General features: G+C 57.4%; 18 protein-coding genes and 2 pseudogenes. 14 read left to right on the top strand and 6 right to left on the bottom strand.

Annotated elements, in window-relative coordinates; translation table 11 throughout:
• Window positions 1–64 precede the first annotated feature (64 nt).
• The 5 genes from Q675_RS38335 to Q675_RS32775 form a co-directional block, all read right to left on the bottom strand.
• Window positions 65–223: a hypothetical protein gene (locus Q675_RS38335; protein WP_200861845.1), complete on the bottom strand. Its 159-nt coding sequence runs from the start codon at window positions 221–223 to the stop codon at window positions 65–67.
• A gap of 48 nt (window positions 224–271) precedes the next feature.
• Complete coding sequence (locus tag Q675_RS32790) at window positions 272–904, bottom strand: recombinase family protein (protein ID WP_023011710.1); 633 nt, start codon at window positions 902–904, stop codon at window positions 272–274.
• Between the two features lie 120 nt (window positions 905–1,024).
• Entirely contained in the window at window positions 1,025–1,414 is a 390-nt protein-coding gene (locus Q675_RS32785; protein ID WP_011784116.1) for a hypothetical protein, read from the bottom strand.
• A gap of 70 nt (window positions 1,415–1,484) precedes the next feature.
• Window positions 1,485–1,760 (bottom strand): hypothetical protein, encoded by a 276-nt coding sequence (locus Q675_RS32780; protein ID WP_011784117.1) that lies wholly within the window; start codon window positions 1,758–1,760, stop codon window positions 1,485–1,487.
• Window positions 1,753–2,601 (bottom strand): hypothetical protein, encoded by an 849-nt coding sequence (locus Q675_RS32775; protein ID WP_011784118.1) that lies wholly within the window; start codon window positions 2,599–2,601, stop codon window positions 1,753–1,755. The genes Q675_RS32780 and Q675_RS32775 overlap by 8 nt, the downstream gene beginning before the upstream one ends.
• 376 nt (window positions 2,602–2,977) lie before the next feature.
• Between Q675_RS32775 and Q675_RS38460 the strand changes: the two genes are divergently transcribed.
• Together Q675_RS38460 and Q675_RS38455 are read left to right on the top strand one after the other, a co-directional pair.
• Window positions 2,978–3,148, top strand: coding sequence for a hypothetical protein (locus Q675_RS38460; protein WP_220150157.1), 171 nt, complete (start codon window positions 2,978–2,980; stop codon window positions 3,146–3,148).
• A 63-nt stretch (window positions 3,149–3,211) separates the two neighbouring features.
• The gene (locus Q675_RS38455; RefSeq protein WP_022988836.1) at window positions 3,212–3,421 is read left to right on the top strand and encodes an IS66 family transposase; all 210 of its coding nucleotides are present in this window, start codon (window positions 3,212–3,214) and stop codon (window positions 3,419–3,421) included.
• On the opposite strand, the pseudogene Q675_RS38330 reads toward Q675_RS38455, so the two are convergent.
• Window positions 3,374–4,006, bottom strand: a pseudogene (locus Q675_RS38330) (transposase); the annotation flags it as partial. The gene Q675_RS38455 and the pseudogene Q675_RS38330 sit on opposite strands and share 48 nt — an antisense overlap.
• 203 nt (window positions 4,007–4,209) lie before the next feature.
• Between Q675_RS38330 and Q675_RS32765 the strand changes: the two are divergent.
• The 12 genes and pseudogenes from Q675_RS32765 to Q675_RS32715 form a co-directional block, all read left to right on the top strand.
• Window positions 4,210–4,368 (top strand): annotated as a pseudogene (locus tag Q675_RS32765) (MarR family transcriptional regulator); the annotation flags it as partial.
• Between the two features lie 101 nt (window positions 4,369–4,469).
• Complete coding sequence (locus Q675_RS32760) at window positions 4,470–5,309, top strand: universal stress protein (RefSeq protein WP_011784122.1); 840 nt, start codon at window positions 4,470–4,472, stop codon at window positions 5,307–5,309.
• 186 nt (window positions 5,310–5,495) lie between these two features.
• Window positions 5,496–5,942, top strand: coding sequence for a MarR family transcriptional regulator (locus Q675_RS32755; RefSeq protein WP_023011709.1), 447 nt, complete (start codon window positions 5,496–5,498; stop codon window positions 5,940–5,942).
• 270 nt (window positions 5,943–6,212) lie between these two features.
• Window positions 6,213–7,211 carry a lipid A deacylase LpxR family protein gene (locus Q675_RS32750; protein ID WP_051995635.1) on the top strand — a complete coding sequence of 333 codons (999 nt, stop codon included), beginning with the start codon at window positions 6,213–6,215 and terminating at the stop codon, window positions 7,209–7,211.
• Between the two features lie 77 nt (window positions 7,212–7,288).
• Window positions 7,289–8,521 carry an efflux RND transporter periplasmic adaptor subunit gene (locus Q675_RS32745; RefSeq protein ID WP_227499586.1) on the top strand — a complete coding sequence of 411 codons (1,233 nt, stop codon included), beginning with the start codon at window positions 7,289–7,291 and terminating at the stop codon, window positions 8,519–8,521.
• Window positions 8,518–11,685: an efflux RND transporter permease subunit gene (locus tag Q675_RS32740; protein ID WP_023011706.1), complete on the top strand. Its 3,168-nt coding sequence runs from the start codon at window positions 8,518–8,520 to the stop codon at window positions 11,683–11,685. The genes Q675_RS32745 and Q675_RS32740 overlap by 4 nt, the downstream gene beginning before the upstream one ends.
• Window positions 11,675–13,108, top strand: coding sequence for an efflux transporter outer membrane subunit (locus Q675_RS32735; protein WP_011784127.1), 1,434 nt, complete (start codon window positions 11,675–11,677; stop codon window positions 13,106–13,108). The genes Q675_RS32740 and Q675_RS32735 overlap by 11 nt, the downstream gene beginning before the upstream one ends.
• Complete coding sequence (locus Q675_RS0119310; protein WP_031211602.1) at window positions 13,092–13,538, top strand: GbsR/MarR family transcriptional regulator; 447 nt, start codon at window positions 13,092–13,094, stop codon at window positions 13,536–13,538. The genes Q675_RS32735 and Q675_RS0119310 overlap by 17 nt, the downstream gene beginning before the upstream one ends.
• Before the next feature lie 249 nt (window positions 13,539–13,787).
• Entirely contained in the window at window positions 13,788–14,408 is a 621-nt protein-coding gene (locus Q675_RS32730) for a glutathione S-transferase family protein (protein WP_023011704.1), read from the top strand.
• 63 nt (window positions 14,409–14,471) lie between these two features.
• Window positions 14,472–15,140, top strand: a complete 669-nt coding sequence (locus Q675_RS32725) for a cupin domain-containing protein (protein WP_023008336.1) — start codon at window positions 14,472–14,474, stop codon at window positions 15,138–15,140.
• A gap of 43 nt (window positions 15,141–15,183) precedes the next feature.
• The gene (locus Q675_RS32720) at window positions 15,184–15,750 is read left to right on the top strand and encodes a TetR/AcrR family transcriptional regulator (RefSeq protein WP_023011703.1); all 567 of its coding nucleotides are present in this window, start codon (window positions 15,184–15,186) and stop codon (window positions 15,748–15,750) included.
• Window positions 15,751–15,894: 144 nt separating this feature from the next.
• On the top strand, window positions 15,895–16,701 hold the full coding sequence (locus Q675_RS32715; protein WP_023011702.1) for a dienelactone hydrolase family protein: 807 nt from the start codon (window positions 15,895–15,897) through the stop codon (window positions 16,699–16,701).
• Window positions 16,702–16,762 lie beyond the last annotated feature (61 nt).

Here is a 16,762-nt window from a genome sequence, read left to right as displayed (position 1 = left end):
GTTGAGTCAAAGCGCGAAGACTGCGGATAATGGAAACGGCAGCGAACAACAGTTTGCCCAATATTTATTCGTGGCTACGGTTAGGTCGGGAAGCGCTTTTTGGAAACTTTCGCTCCACAAACGCTTCCAGTCGCTCGGCGTTGCGGTAGGCGATAACGCAGATAAAAAGCACAACCGCGACAAAGCTCAGGAATGCAATCAATGTGGCAGATAGGTTCAGCATATTCAGGTCTCCAATGGTTGATGGCCCTTTGAGGTCACTTTGTTGGTTTCAGGCCGCAGCATCGGCCTGTCTTTGTTCTTTGGCGACAGACGCAATCAAGTGCCGGGAGCAGCTCAGAATCTCCTGGATTTCGCTGTAGCTGTGGCCGCTCTTGAGAAGGCTGGCGATGTGTTGCCTGCGCTTCAGGTCTCGCTGCCGCCCTTGATACTTACCCTCCGTTTTGGCTTTGTTGATGCCTTGGAACTGGCGGCGCCGGCGATCTTCGTAGTCTTTTCGGGCCACCGCAGCCAGCATGTCGAGCATCATGGCGTTGACTGCCTGAAGAATAGAGTCCGTGAAGCCGGTGTTGTCTTTCTTCTCCAGGGCGAGCCAACTGGTCGGCAATTCCGGGGAAACAATGGCCAGTCGTTTGGCGGCCAGCTTTTGCTTGAGAGAGTCCCAGTCACTCTGTTTGAGGCGGGCTAGCCGGTCGATCTGTTCGACCAGCACAATGTCACCCTCACCGGAATCTGTGATCAGCTTCATCAGCTCGGGTCGGTGCAAAGTAGCGCCGGACACGTTCTCCACGTAGAAAGCGGCAATACGCTGACCGTGGTTGGCTGCGAACTGTACCAGTGACTCCCGGGCTCGCTCCGCATTCTGTTCCTGCGTGGATGCCCGAAGGTAGGCTCGAATAAACATCGTCGGTTCCTCAGTCTGTTATAAGTGGTTCTCTCTGGCCGGTCTGGTTTAGGTGGTTCTGGTGGCCGTTACCGGGTTCGAACCTCTGGTTCTCCTGATCTGTACCCATAAGGAACCACCTCAAGAGTCGAGAAACTCCCCGAACGGATCGTCCGCTCGATAAATCTGGTTGATTCTGTCGTCATCGAAGAAACCCTCTGTACCGCCATTGCTCCCATTGCCGGAAGTTGCCTTGTTGCCCGCGCCGGTTGCCTCCTCATCACTGCCTCGACTGAACGACGCCATCTTTTGTTCGAATTCAGGAAACGTCATTTCCCCATCGGGTCCCTTGGCGAAAACCGTCTTGTAGGCATCGACTACGGCCAGTGCGAAGCGAATGAACAGTGCGACCACCCAGAGCACGAACAATAAATACCATGCGTAAAGCGCTGCATCGGTACCCCTAAAGGCGAGCTCCACAACGCCGATCCCGGCGAGCCCCACTGTTACGATTTTTGCCACTCTTACCATGGCCTCAGTCCCCGATAGTGCTTTACTTCGAAGCTACCAGAACCTGAGAAAATGCAAGTTTTTCCCGGCGTCAGGCCGCTGCGGCTTGCCCGGCCAGCCACGGCGGTTTCACCTTGCTGTAGGCATCGTTCGTCATCGCCCTCAAGTCCTGCTCGAGCTCGACCCAGCAATGGGGAGCGGTGGTCATTCGGCTCAGTCGGTCCTCCGCGTATCCGATCCGGCATTGATGGAAAATGCCTCGCTCGCTCAGGGCATTGCTGATCACAAAAGTCATGTAGACGCTATCGACTCTCAGGTCCTCCAGCGGCAGCAGTGCCAACTCAAGTTCATCGTGCCAGTCACTCATGGTCGGGCTCCCTGAACATCAGCTGTTGGCCCTGTTCATACAACACCGGATAGGGGAGCGGCTCGCCGTCCTGGATCACGGTGTTCGGTGGAAAGTACATCACTATCCAGGGAGGCATGCCGGCGCTGACAGCGCCATAGAATTCATCTACAGGAAAGGTACGTTCATGGCCGGACTGCCGAAATACCAGTCGGGAATATTTCTCGGGATGGTTGGCAGCGATGTTGTAACTGGCTGCTTCACGGCCGATGACATAGCTTGGTGTCTTCCAGTGATTCGGTTGTTGGATGTTATAGGCGATGATGCAGTTGCTATCGGCACAGCCATATCGCTCGACTGTTACCGACCACAGCATGAGCGGGTTCCCATCAATCTCCGGCGTCTTCACGTCTGTGAGCTTCGTTACATTTATCGCCATCGACTCGGCGGCCTGGGTGATGGCCTCATCTACAACGGCAACATAGTGGTCATAGGCGTCATCCTCGTTCGCCGCCAGTGATTCCGGCATCCAGCCCATCAGGCTGGGTCGCGCCGAAGGGTTGTCCGGCGTCATCATGATGTCAGTGGCGTTGAAGAACAGCGTCTGGGTGCCGGTAAGATGACGAAGCGGCGCATCTAATGAGGTGGCCAATCTGGCCAGGTCGAGGGCGCTTACCAGCAAACCCTTTCGATGCGAGCGCGTCCCGTCTGGTGAATCCCGCAGGTCCTGATCGTAGACGCCGCCGGCACGGGCCAGATTCAGTGCGCGGGATGATTCGTCGTCATAGTGTCGAGGCATGACAGCGCAACCCGCGAGCGCGGCTGTAGTTACAGCAAAACAAATGGTCTTCAACTTGGTCATTTTGAACTCCTGCGTTTTCTAAAATATTCGCACGAAGTTTCAAATATGCAAGAGGAAAATCAAAATAATATTTAATAAAATCAATGTGTTGCGCTGTCAGTACAAACTTCGGTGTATCCGCAGTGGTGCATCGGGAGTGCCGCTCTTGCTAGACTTGCCAGTAGGTTTTTTTCGGTTGAGGCGAGGTGTTGGTAAATCGGAAAAGGATCAGAAATTCCCAGTTTCCCACTTATCCCAGTTTATAAGCATGGGTAGTAACCGACCGGGCCAATAGAGAAAAAGTTTCTATTCATGCAAGAAACAGCGGGATGACGACTGCCTGAACGATACTGGTCTGCGCTTTAGTGCCGATGTGCCGGTGGAAGTCATTGAACACATGCCATCGGAGCAGATCGGGCCGGACGCCGACCAGTACGACATCCTCGGCACCAAAACCTCCTACCGGCTGGCCCAGCGGGCCTCCAGTTACGTGGTGCTGAAGGTGGAACGCCCGGTGTTCCGGCGCAAAGGGCACCGAGAAGCCTGCGACAACACCGGCTCTATTTAACGTGCTGCACAACAGCCTGGCCGATGTCAGCCTGCTGGTGGACAAGTTTCAGTCCCCCTGCCGTTGTATCGTCAGCACCAGCGCATCCAGCAATCCGGCATCACCATCAGCCGCAGTACCCTGACCAAGCTGGTCAAGCGAGCCATCGACCTGCTGCGCCCCATTGTGGATGCGCAGACCGACAACGTGCCGCGCAGCCGGTACTGGCCATCGACGAAACGCTCATCAAGGCCGGCCACCAGGGCCGGTCAGGCCCCCAAAAAGGCAAGATGAGATCCGGCTGGTTCTGGCGGCTGTCTGGCGATGCTGGCGAAGTGGTGTCATCCTGACCGACAGAACAAACAGCCCGAGGCCCCGTCGCTTGCGGTGGCCAGGATCCACCTTGCCGGCAGACTCGGCTTTGCAGTTGATGAGTCTGGCATAGGAAGCGAACTTCTGAACTGACTCAAAGCGCTGGATATCACCGATTTCGTAGAGAATGGTCAGCGCTAGGATGCGCCCTACACCGGGAATGGTCCTCAGCACACTCAGAGAAGTGGGATTATGTTGTTTGGCTTGCCGCTCCAGGTGTTCTTCAAGCTTGCTCAGCTCACGGTGATAGCACTCGATGATGGCCAGGTCGAGATTGATGTTGTGCTGGACATTCTGTCCGGCAAAGGCCGCCTGAACCTGTTCCCGGACTCCCACATTCTTAAGGTTTACCTTATTGGGTGGCGGATTGTATTGGCTGGTGGTGTTCACCACGTGGGTTTTGAGCATGGCCCCGTGCTGGACGATGCGGAAGCGTCGTCGCAGTAGGTCGCGGGTGGCCCGCATCTCGTTGGGATAGGTGTAGGCCAGCGGGAAGTTGCCGTCCTTTGATTTCCTTGTGTAGCAACACCTCCCCCTGCTGGTTGATGATACAGACGTACAGGCATGCAGCAGATTGATTCCACAATAATGATGGTAGGTGCTACGATAAAGTTTATTGAGTCTTCTCCCTTGTGGTGTTTGGTCGCCTTCCAGCTTAGCGGTCAACCGCTAGACTGGGGAGAGGGCTTAATAAGTATCAGGACAGTGACATGGACCCGCAAATCCCTCGGGATCAGTTTCCTTTCACCAGTGTCCGGTTAGCAAGGCGCTGGCGCAAGTTGCTGGATGAGCGCCTGAAAGACCTGGGGGCTACCCAGGCTCGCTGGTTCACCATGGTCTGCCTGCAGCGTGATGGTGGAGGGCTGACATAGCGGGAGATAGCCCACCTGATGGTCATCGAGAATCCGACATTGGTCCGCCTGCGTGTTTTTGAGTAGGTTATGGAAAGCGCGTGACCAGGAGGTGAAGCATGCTACCTAAGGATATCGTTGTCTTTCTTGAAGAGGCTCGGCCCTATGACCGGCGACTGGCGATCGCCGCTGACATCGCTGCGTGCTGGGATGCCTGCCTGATAGCGGTGTTTGTGGCAACGCCACTGAGAGCGATGCCTCATGCGTACGCTGTGGCCGGCCCCGCCATGCGCGCCTTGCTCGAACAGCATCGCGTGCGTGTTCGGGACGCAGAGACTCAGGTCAGGGAGCGGTTTGAGGCAATGGCTCGCGCAAGAGGTATTAGCGCAGAGTGGCGCTTGTCCGAGAGCGAGGTGGCGGAGGAATTAATGCTACACGCGCGCTATGCAGGGCTGGCGTTGGTCCCTCCCTTCGAAAGCTCCCCTGAACCTTCCATGACGGTCAGGATGGCCGAGCATGTTATCTTCGGGTCTGGACGCCCGACTATACTCATTCCTGACGAGTGGCCGGCCGGACGGATTGGACGACGTATCGTTGTTGGCTGGAACGCTAGCAGGGAGGCAACACGAGCTGTCGGCGATGCGTTACCCTTCCTGGCCCAGGCAGAAGCAGTGAAGGTGGTTTGTGTCTGCGATGAACCGGATGGCGAGCTGGAGTGTAGAGAAGATTTCGGCGCGGACCTGTGTCGCCACCTCGCGCGTTATGGCGTACAGGTAACACTGGAACAAGTCGACGGTGGTAAGGTCGGCCCGGTGCTACTCGAGCAGGCGCGGGCGTTCCATGCCGACATGCTGGTGATGGGCGCCTATGGCCATACGCGGCTCACCCGACTGGTGCTGGGTAGCGCTACTCGAACTGTACTCTGTCAAGCGTCAATCCCTGTGCTGGTGTCTCGTTGACTATAAACGAACGCGCTGGCGGGCTATTGACGGAGCCCTTCGGAGAAGTTCCTTAGTAGCTGGCCTGAGAACCTGCTTGAATTGCAGGTCGAATTGGCGCAAACCTGGTTAGTGCGTAACGCAGACTTGCCTCAATGATTAGCTTACGATTTACTGTTACTGAGTCAGCAATATCAGGACAGTGATATGGACCCGCAAATCCCTCGAGATCAGTTTCCCTTCGCCAATGCCCGAGTGGCAAGGCGCTGGCGCAAGTTACTGGATGAGCGCCTGAAAGACCTGGGGGTTACCCAAGCTCGTTGGTTCACCATGGTCTGCCTGCAGCGTGGTGGTGAAGGATTGACCCAGCGGGAGTTAGCCCATTTGATGACGATCGAGAATCCGACATTGGTCCGTCTGCTTGACAGCCTTGAAGAGCAGGGGCTGATTGAACGACGGCCCTGTAAGCATGATCGGCGCGTCAGGTTGCTGTACCTTACCAATACCGGTGAGCGCTTTTCGAGCGAACTGAATGAGCGGGCGAATCTCTTGCGAGAGGAGATGCTGAAAGGCATTGAAGACCAGGATCTGGAAGTCGCTCTGCGTGTGTTTGAACGGGTTATGGAAAATTCCGCCAACCTCAAAATTTCCTGAACCCGAGACATTTTTCAAGCGCGAGCGACAAGATTAGAGTTGGAGCGTTCCGCACATTCCACCGGTGCAGAACCATTCCATCACGGCTAGCCGTCAATCAGTAATTGTGTTACGTTCAGTTTATACTGAACAGATTGAACAAATTGTGCGGGCAACCGTCTCATCATTTCTGGCCGGCGACCAAAAAGTCGCCGTAGCGGAAAGTATGTCAGCATCCTGGGGCAAGTTTTTTTGCATCCTGAGCAACCCGCCTTGGCAGAGGGCTCTTCATTGAAATCTCGACGTTGCAGAAAGCGTTATCGGAATTGGTGCTCAGGTTTGTTGCTGGGTTCTCTTGTGACATCAGCTTCCGCTGAAGGCCTGCTGTCCCTGAAAGTGGAAAACGATGCCTTTTCCGCCGGTGGCGATGGTCAATACACCAACGGCGTAGAGGTGATCTGGGCCTTTGAGCCCCCGGATCGACATTGGACCCGCCGTCTTGCGGACGTCATTCCGGGCTGGTCTGGCAGTACTCTTGCGGGCGTAACGTACCGGCTCGGGCAACAGATCTATACGCCCGAAGATATAGAGGTCGAAACGCTTATTAAAGATGACCGCCCCTATGCCGGCCTTTTGTTTGGCGGGATTTCGCTACTGAGCGAAAGGGAGCACGGTGGTTTGCGTTTGGCAGACAGCCTGCATATCGACGTGGGCATCGTAGGACCGGCTTCCGGAGCTGAAGTAGTCCAACGAAATTTCCACGAACTGATTGCGGCAGACAAACCGAGGGGCTGGGACAACCAGCTTGACAACGAGCCAGTCATTAATTTTGGTTACGAACGTGCCTGGCTAGTTCAACAGGATCTCGCTGAGCTGACTGTTGAATATGGGCCGTCTGCCGGGTTCGCGCTCGGCAACCTGTATACCTACGCTTCCGGCGGCCTGGGGTTTCGTTTGGGGGAGGGGCTTGATCGTAGTTTCGGCATTCCGTCAGTCGCCCCCTCGCAAGGCGGGCAATCCTCTTTTCGGCGGGATCGGGGCTTTAGCTGGTACGTCTTCGCTGCCGCTGAAGGGCGCTATGTGGCACACAACCTGCTGCTCGACGGCAACAGTTTCGAGGACAGCCACTCCGTTGATAGTCGCGAGTGGGTTGGCGATGCCCAGGTGGGTGCGGCATTGACCTGGGATCGCTGGCAGATCGCTTACACCTACCTGTGGCGCAGCGAAGAATTCGAGGAAAAGGACGGTGTCGATCAGTTTGGATCGATCGTTCTGTCTACCTGGTTATAAATGAAGGCATGGATCGAACGGTTTTTGAGTCTTTGGCCCATTCAGAGGTTAGTGATATGCAGACAGAGAAGAGTTTGATGGCGCGTCTCCTTGGTGCCCGCATGCTGCCAATGTGGTTGGCGGTTCTTTTGCTGGCTGGTTGTGACAATTCCTCCGGTCAGGCAAAGGCTGAACGGTCAGCGCCGCCGCCTCCGGAAGTCGGGGTTGTTGAAATGCAGCCTCAGCGTGTGAACCTTTCAATGGAACTGCCGGGCAGGACCGCCGCTTACCGTATCTCGGAAGTGAGGCCGCAAGTCACGGGCATTTTGCAGGAGCGCTTGTTTGAACAAGGCGCCCAGGTCGAAGCAGGTGAGGTTCTCTACCAGATTGATCCCAAGCGGTACCGTGCTGCCCATCAGCGGGCCCAGGCAGAACTGGAGCGCGCACAGGCCGAATTGCGACAGGCGCAGCGGGAGTGGGCACGTACGTCAGACTTGTTTGAGAAGAACGCGGTCAGCAAGCGTCAACGTGATGAAGCGCTATCGGCCTTGGAGGCAGCCCGGGCGGATGTCTCCCGATCCCAGGCGATGGTCGAAACGGCGGGTATCGATCTGGCGTATACCGAGGTCAAGGCTCCCATCGCCGGGCGCATTGGCCCGACACTGTACACGGAGGGTGCGCTGGTAACCGCCAATCAGCCCCAGGTCCTGGCGCGCGTGGTTCAGCTTGATCCCATGTATGTCGATATTCAGCTACCGGTCGAAAAACTGGCTCGAATTCGGTCGTCTCTGAAGGAGGGCGCGGCTTCTAAGGCCGGCCCAAATGAAGCCGAGACTGTTTTGTTGCGCGAAGACGGTACCCCCTATCCGCATAAGGGACGCGTTGACGTTACGGATGTAACCGTCAACCAAAGCACCAGTTCTGTCACGGTGAGAGCCGTTTTCCCCAATCCGGACGAAGACCTTCTGCCTGGAATGTACGTGCGCGTTCGTCTGAGTGAGGGAGTTCGGGAGAACGTCATTCTGGCGCCGCAGCAGGGCGTGAGCCGTAACCCGCAAGGAGAGGCCACCGCGTTGCTGGTCAACCCGGAGGGTGAAGTTGTCGCCCGCCAGTTAGAGGCAGAGCGGGCCATTGGCGCATTCTGGCTGGTGGAGAAGGGGTTGGAACCGGGGGATCGTCTCATCGTCTCCGGTCTGCAGAAGGTTCGGCCAGGAGCCAAGGTGAAGCCGGTTGCCGCAGATATTCCATTACATCCCACCCAAAACCAGCAAGCCAGTGGCACGAATAATCCGAAGAAGAACGCCTCCAAAGAGGAGGGCCCCGCGCAATGATTAATTTCTTTATTTCCAGGCCCGTTTTTTCCTGGGTTCTGGCCATTGTCGCCATGCTGGCAGGCATCATGGCGATCTTCGTTTTGCCGGTTCAGAGGTATCCGTCGGTGGCGCCGCCGGCGGTGGAAATTCAGGCCGATTATCCTGGTGCCTCGGCGGACACCGTGTCCAATACGGTGGTTCAGGTCATTGAACAAGAGATGACCGGCCTCGACAATCTGCTCTATATGGGGTCGACAGCAGATTCCTCAGGCCAGGCTACGGTTACTCTCACCTTTGCGGCGGGCACCGATCCGGACATTGCCCAGGTCCAGGTGCAGAACAAGCTCAAACTGGCGGAACCGCGGCTCCCGGAAGTGGTGCGCCAGCAGGGGATCAGTGTCGAGAAATCCAGTACCAGCTTTCTGATGGTAATGGCATTCGTCTCTACCGACGGTCGCCTCAGCAAACTGGATCTCGCTGACTTCATCAGCTCCGAGTTAGCGGAACCCATCGGACGGATAACCGGCGTCGGCAGCGTGCAGGTTTTCGGCTCTGAATATGCGATGCGGATTTGGCTGGACCCTTCGGCGTTGACCAATTACGGCCTGACCGTCGCCGACGTGAGCGCCGCCATCGAGGCGCAAAACGCCCAGGTCACCGCCGGCCAGCTCGGCGGGCTGCCCGCGGTCGAGGGCCAGCAGCTCAATGCCACGGTCACCGCCCAGACCTTGCTCACCTCAACCGAAGAGTTCCGCAACATCCTGCTCAAGAGTATGCCCGACGGGTCCCGGGTGCGCCTGGGGGATGTTGCCCGCGTTGAGCTGGGCGGCGGTGCAGTCCAGATTGACACTTTCTACGATGGCGAGCCGGCAGCCGGCCTTGGCATCAATCTGGCGCCGGGTGCCAACTCGCTTGCGGTCACAGAGGCTGTTAAAGCGCGGCTCCAGGAGCTCGAGCCATATTTTCCCGAAGGGGTGGAGATTCGGTACCCCTACCAGACGGCGCCCTTCGTGGAGGCCTCCATTGACGCAGTGGTGCAGACCATCATCGAGGCAATCGCGCTGGTGGTGCTGGTAATGCTGCTGTTTCTGCAGAGCTGGCGAGCCACCCTGGTGCCGGCGATCGCAATCCCGGTGGTGCTGCTGGGCACCTTTGCGATCATGGCGGCTTTCGGTTTTTCCATCAACATGCTCACTCTCTTCGGTCTCGTATTGGCGATCGGCCTTCTGGTGGATGACGCCATCGTGGTGGTTGAAAACGTCGAGCGTGTGATGCATGAGGACGGCCTGAGCCCGATGGAGGCGACGCGCAAGTCCATGGGGCAGATAGCCAGCGCTCTGATTGGTATCGGTGTGGTGCTGTCTGCTGTGTTTATCCCGATGGCGTTCTTCCCAGGCTCCACAGGGGCAATCTATCGGCAATTTTCCCTGAGTATTGCTGGTGCCATGGTCCTTTCGGTGCTGGTGGCTCTGATTCTCAGCCCCATGCTGTGCGGTCGGATACTCAAGCCCACACATGAAAGAACCCTGTTGCAAAAACTGTTCGGCTGGTTTGAAGCCGGCCTGGCGCGAATAACCCGGGGGTATGTCCGGCTGGTTGACCATACGGCGCGCCACGCATGGATTTACACCTTTGCGTTCTTCGGGATCGTCGGACTGGTCGCGGTTCTCTTTTTGCGGTTGCCCGGAGGGTTCCTGCCGGCGGAGGACCAGGGCTTTGTTGTGGTTCAGTACCAGCTGCCTCCCGGTGCAACGCAGCAGCGCACAATCGATACCATTGAGGTTATCGAAGATTACTTTATGGAGCAGGATGAGGTACAGGGCCTCTTCACAATCGCTGGTTTCAGTTTCGCTGGCCGGGCGCAGAACGCGGGACTGGCGTTCGTCAATCTCAAGCCATGGAGTGAGCGCGATCCCGAGACGCAAAGCGCCGACGCGATCATTCAGCGGGCGAACCGGGCGCTTGCCGGGCTGGTGCGTGATGGGCGGGCTTTTGCTTTCAATTTGCCACCGATACCGGAATTGGGGCAGGCCCTGGGCTTTGAATTGCGTTTACAGGATCGGGGTGCCATCGGGCATGAAGCGCTCATGGCAGCGCAAGGTCAATTGCTGCAGTTGGCGGCCGAAAGCCCCGTGCTGACGAGTGTGCGCCCCAACGGTTTGGCGGACAATCCCCGCTACAAAGTGGACATTGATTACGAAAAGGCGCAGGCCCTTGGCATAGAGCCGTCCGAGATCAGTCGACTTCTGTCGGTGACCTGGGGCTCGCAATACGTTAACGATTTTCTCCATGAGGGGCGGGTCAAGCGAGTCTATGTTCAGGGTGATGCCCCTTTCCGGATGCTGCCTGAGGATTTTGAGGCGTGGTATCTGCGAGCCGCTAACGGAGAGATGACCCCGTTGAGCGAAGTGACGAACGGACGCTGGGAGTATGGCTCACCGCGCCTTGAGCGTTTCAACGGTGTTCCGTCCCGTCAGATTCAGGGTGAGCCGGCACCGGGCTACAGTACCGGTGAGGCCATGGCGGAGGTCGAACGTTTGATCGCTCAACTCCCGGACGGTGTGGCCGGCGCCTGGAGCGGCCTGTCCTATCAGGAGCGCCAGGCCGGTGCCCAGGCATCCCTGCTTTACGCGCTGTCGGCACTGGTGGTGTTTCTGGCGCTCGCCGCGCTCTACGAAAGTTGGACCATACCCATTTCCGTGATGCTGGCGGTGCCCTTGGGCGTACTCGGGGCGGTACTTGCAGCGATGGTTCGCGGGCTTCCTAACGACGTCTTCTTCCAGGTTGGCATTCTGACCACCGTTGGTGTGACTGCGCGCAACGCTATACTTCTGGTGGAGTTCGCCCGCTCGTTAGAGGATCAGGGAATGAAATTGATCGAGGCAACCAAGGAAGCGGCGCGAGTGCGCTTGAGGCCGATTCTGATGACATCGGTTGCTTTCGGCATGGGTGTGTTGCCGCTTGCTTTCGCCAGTGGTGCCGGTGCAACCACCCGTATTGCGATAGGAACGGCGGTTCTTGGCGGCATGATTTCGGCAACGATACTGGCGACGTTCTTTATTCCACTGTTCTATGTGGTCGTCCGCCGTATCACGGATTTTCTGAGTGGCTCCAGAGACCAGGATGACTCGGCTGCGGCCGCTCCCGGACGGGCAAATGGAGGTGTGGCTGATGACCGTTAAGGTATTGCTGACCACTTTGATGGTGTTGTCACTTGGTGGCTGCTCACTCGCGCCGACTGTTAAGAAGCCCGAGCCGTCGATGCCGGAAAACTGGACGTCCGCACGACTTTCGGCGGACGAGAAACTCCCTCTGGACTGGTGGCGTGGCTATGGCGATCCGGCACTTGTCACGCTTGTTGAGGAGGCACTTGATGCCAACAACGATCTGCAGCTCGCCGCTGCCCGGGTTGCCGAAGCAAGGGCGCTCCTTACCGGACAGCAGGCAGAACGATACCCACTTCTGGAGGTGGAGGGCTCCGCGGTGCGCCAGGGCCCGAGTGAGGAGTCCGTCAACAGTACTGGTGGTCAACCCTTCAATGATATCCAGGTTGGCGGTGTTCTATCGTACGAGCTGGATCTCTGGGGGCGGCTTGCCAATGCCAGCGAAGCAGCCCGGGCACGGCTTCTGGCCAGTGCAGCGAATCGCGAGGCCGTGCGACTGGCCGTGATTGGTGAGGTGGCCAATGGTTACTTCAATTTGCGTGCGCTTGATCGTCAGATCGACATCGCGGAACGCACCGTGTCGTCCCGCCGCGAATCGGTCGCCCTGCAACGGGCCCGGTTTGAAGGAGGCGAGATTAATGAATTGGCCCTGCGGCAGGCAGAATCCGAGCTTGCGGCCGCTGAATCCGAACTTCCGAGGCTTCGCCAACAGCGCTCCCTTCAGCGAAACGCCTTGGCAGTGCTTCTGGGGCGAGATCCACAACGGATTGTACGTAGTGATATTTCCGTAGCGAATACCATTGGTGAGATGGATGTTCCGGCCAGTATCCCTGCAGGCCGACCAGCAGATCTGATGGTTCGGCGACCCGACATTGCCGCAGCCGAACAGGAATTGATCGCGGCCAACGCCGAAATCGGTGTTGCCCGGGCGGCGTTTCTGCCCAGGATTTCATTCGAGGGGCTGCTGGGCCTGCGAAGTGCGTCCGGTGGCGACTTGTTCCAGGGTTCGGCATCCACGTGGCAGTTGGGCGGCTCGTTAGTCGGCCCGTTGCTGGACTTCGGGCGTTCCGAGGCACTAGTCAATCAGGCGGAGGCGCGTCAACGCCAGGCCCTGATTGCGTATCGTCAGGCCATTCAGGTGGCGTTTCGGGAGGTGCTCGACGCGATGGCCGGGGTGCGTGGTACCGAAGATCGCCTGGAAGCGCAGGCCCGGCAGGTAGCAGCACTGCGAAGCACGGCTAAACTTGCGCGATTGCGCTTTGAGGGTGGCGCGTCCAGTTACCTGGAGGTGCTGGACGCTGAACGAAGCCTGTTTACAACCGAACTTGATCTCGTGGAAACGCGGCGCGATCACTTGCAGTCGACGGTTAATTTGTATCGCGCGCTGGGCGGGGGTTGGCAGAATTCATTGCAATCTTCTGATTATGAAAACACTGACTGAATCAGACAGGCGTTTTATTGAGCGCCTCGGTCTTCAGGCTCAATCTGAAGGCTTTTCCCGCATCGCCGGGCAACTTTGGGCGACACTGATCGTGTCGGATGGTCCGGTCAGCTCGTCGCAGCTTGTGGATACGTTGCGTGTCAGTAAGGCGAGCGTCAGTACGAATACGTGCTTTCTTGAAAGACTCGGCATTGTTGAACGTCGAACAATGCCGGGTGAGCGCGAGGATTTTTTCGCAATTCGTCCCCATCCTTACGCTGCCTTGGTGGAAGGGCAGATGAAACGGCTCGAGGCCAGAAAGGAGGTGATCGCCGAAGCCAAGGCAACCATTACCAATGAACAAACGCTTGCCAAGCTGGCTGATCTGGATCAGTTCTACACCCTGTATTATGAGAGCTCCAAAGACCTTTTAAAGCAGCTGAAATCTTGAATCCACGGACATAACAAATAATAACATCAAAGGTTTAACCTTGGATTTCATCCGGGGCTGAGTGAAACGCTGGCTATGTCAGAGCAACCCTGGCTGGTGTTACTGCGAGGAGGCCTGGACCGTCCTTGCTGTTTGGAATGTCTTGTCAGCGGCTCAAAGCAAAGCAGAATAATTAAATTGCCTCTTGCCAGCCTACCTACTGATAGGTAAATTAGTCGTCGTATGCTTAATGACCAACAGAGGTAAGCAATGAAAATTTACGATATCGAAGGCTTCCCGAACCCGCTCCGCGTTCGCATCGCCCTGGCAGAAAAAGGCGCAACAAATAAGGTGGAATTCGTCCCGGTAGATGTCATGAGCGGCGAACACCGTTCCGACGCGTTCAAGACGAAAAACCCCGATGCCACCGTGCCCATGCTGGAACTTGACGATGGCACCTGCATCGCCCAGTGCAACGCCATTACCGAATATATCGACGGCGTCTTCGATGGTCCGTCCCTTACGGGCACAACCCCGAAGGAGCGCGCCCTTATCGCGATGATGAATCTGCGGGCAGAAAACGGGCTGATGAACGCCGTGGGTGCCTATTTTCACCACGCGACCCCGGGGCTCGGTCCGGATCTGGAAACCTGGCAATGCGCTGAGTGGGGCAATAAACAGAAAGAAGTGGCCAGCGCAACCATGGCCTACCTTGACAGTGTTCTGGCGGACAACGAGTTTCTTGCAGGCGACAGCTTCTCGGTCGCAGACATCACCGCCTTTGCCGGCCTGGGGTTTGCGGATTTCGCGAAGGTTGACATTCCCGAGTCCCTGACCCATCTACAGGCCTGGCGCGCAAGAGTCGCAGCCCGTCCTTCAATCGCCGGATGACCCGAAACCTTCGGGTTTAATGCAAGCGCTGAAACCATGAAGCGCACAAAAGGGAGGAATAACATGGAGATTAATGCAGATTTCTCCGAACCGGTGGTTATGCATTCCGACCAGATTGAATGGCAGCCCTCGCCCATGAAAGGGGTGGAGCGGCGCATGCTGGACCGGATCGGGGAGGAGGTTGCCCGCGCCACCACCATCGTGCGTTATGCGCCGGGGAGCCATTTCTCGGCGCATACCCATACCGGTGGAGAAGAATTCATCGTACTCGATGGTGTGTTCCAGGATGAGCACGGCGACTTCCCCGCGGGTAGCTATGTGCGCAACCCCCCAACCACGTCACATAGTCCGGGCTCTGAAACGGGCTGCACGATATTTGTGAAACTGTGGCAGTTCGACCTGGCCGACCGCACTCAGTTCAGCAAGAATATGGAGGCCGAGCTGGGCGCCCCGGTCGGCGGCGTTTCCACCGCAAAGCTGCATGAGGACGATCGTGAGATCGTGACCTACAGCCGGCTCGAAGCAGGAGCGACACTGACATCTGAGGCGCCCGGCGGAATCGAGCTGCTGGTAATCGAAGGCTCGGTGACCGGCAATGGCGAGGTGCTGGCCAGGCATGACTGGCTGCGCCTCCCTGAAGGACACCGGTTGTCCCTGACGGCCGGGGACGACGGCGCCAAGATCTGGATGAAAACGGGGCACCTGCGATTTGCCGGGGCGCCGAGGGTATAAGCCCGGCAATAGCGGGATTGCAAAGGCAGACAGGTGGATAACCATGAACCGTGATACCAGAACAGCCCTGATGGACCTTGCCGAGCACACCGTTCGGTCACGGGGCTTTGACGGGTTCAGCTATGCGGATCTGGCTGAGGCCATCGGCATTCGAAAGGCCTCGATCCATTACCATTTCCCCACCAAGGCGAAGCTCTCCGAAGCCTTGATCGAACGCTATCAGACCAGTCTGCAGCAGGGTCTGACCGAGATAGACGCAGCCCATGCCAGCGCCGCTGCGCGCCTCAAGGCACTCATTGCCCTGTACCGCGGTGCGTTGCATGATGGACAAACCGTGTGTCTGTGTGTTGCCTTTTCGACCTGCCGCGAGAGCCTGTCCGACACCGTCATTGCCAGAGTCGGCGCCGTTCGCGCAATGGTTCTGCAGTGGATTACGGCAACCTTTGAACTGGGACACAGGGATGGGACCGTCTCGGCCATCGGTGATCCGAGTGATGAAGCACCGGCCACCCTGGCGATGCTGGAAGGCGCTCACCTCGCCGCGCGCACCAAAGAAGACCTCGCCGTGTTTGATGCCGCAACGCGACTGCTGCGCGCCCGCTGCCAGTAACGACGGGACAGGAATCGCGCTTTGAGCGAGCGATTACATTCGTGTTCGCTCACCCGGCGACATTTCCTGTGAGCTTTGGTCGATGTCTACCCGTACATAATCGCTACGCAAATTGACTCATAACGAGCGAAAAGGAGCAAACAGATGATGAGCACCCTGAAAACAGCACTGGCAGCAGCCACGCTGTCACTCACTGTTGCAAGTACGCAGGTACTGGCAGAAACGCAAACCAGAACCATTGAGTATCAAGTCGGCAACGAGACCTTCACCGGCTACATGGCCTGGGATGATGAATTCGGGCAGAAGCGCCCGGGGGTTCTGGTTGTTCATGAATGGTGGGGGCACAATGAATTCGCGCGAAATCAGGCAGAACGGCTTGCTTCCGCCGGCTATACAGCGTTTGCACTGGATATGTATGGCTCTGGCAAACAAGCCGACCACCCTGATACTGCCCAGCAATTCATGCAGGAAGCCACCAAGGACATGGACCAGGTCAAGGCGCGCTTCATGAAGTCGATGGACATCCTGAAGAACCACGAAAGTGTTGACGCGTCCCGAATTGCAGCACAAGGTTACTGCTTTGGCGGTGCCGTTGTTCTCAACATGGCGCGCATGGGCGCTGATCTGGACGGCGTTGTCAGCTTCCACGGTGCGCTCGGCAGCCCTCTCCAGGCTGAGCCCGGGTCCGTAAAAGCCAGGATCCAGGTTTACACAGGCGGTGCCGACAAACTGGTCCCCTCGGATCAGGTGGCGAGCCTGGTCAAAGAGATGCAGGATGCCGAAGTCGATCTGACACTGGTGAGCTTCCCCGGAGTGCTGCACTCATTTACCAACCCGGGTGCTGACAAGATCGCCGAGGAGTTCGGCATGCCGGTGGGTTATGACGAAGAGGCTGCCGCCCGCTCCTGGGAGGGCGCTATGCGTTTCTATAAGGCCATCTTCGCCGAGTAACACAAGCGAATGCAAACAAACCGAAACCGGCAGTATTTACAGTGAATTCTGGAACACCAAC

The organism is Marinobacter sp. EN3 (assembly GCF_000475315.1).
Classification (GTDB): Bacteria; Pseudomonadota; Gammaproteobacteria; order Pseudomonadales; family Oleiphilaceae; genus Marinobacter; species Marinobacter nauticus.
The sequence above is the reverse complement of the archived record's forward strand: the minus strand, read 5'-3'. Positions and strand labels throughout refer to the sequence as shown.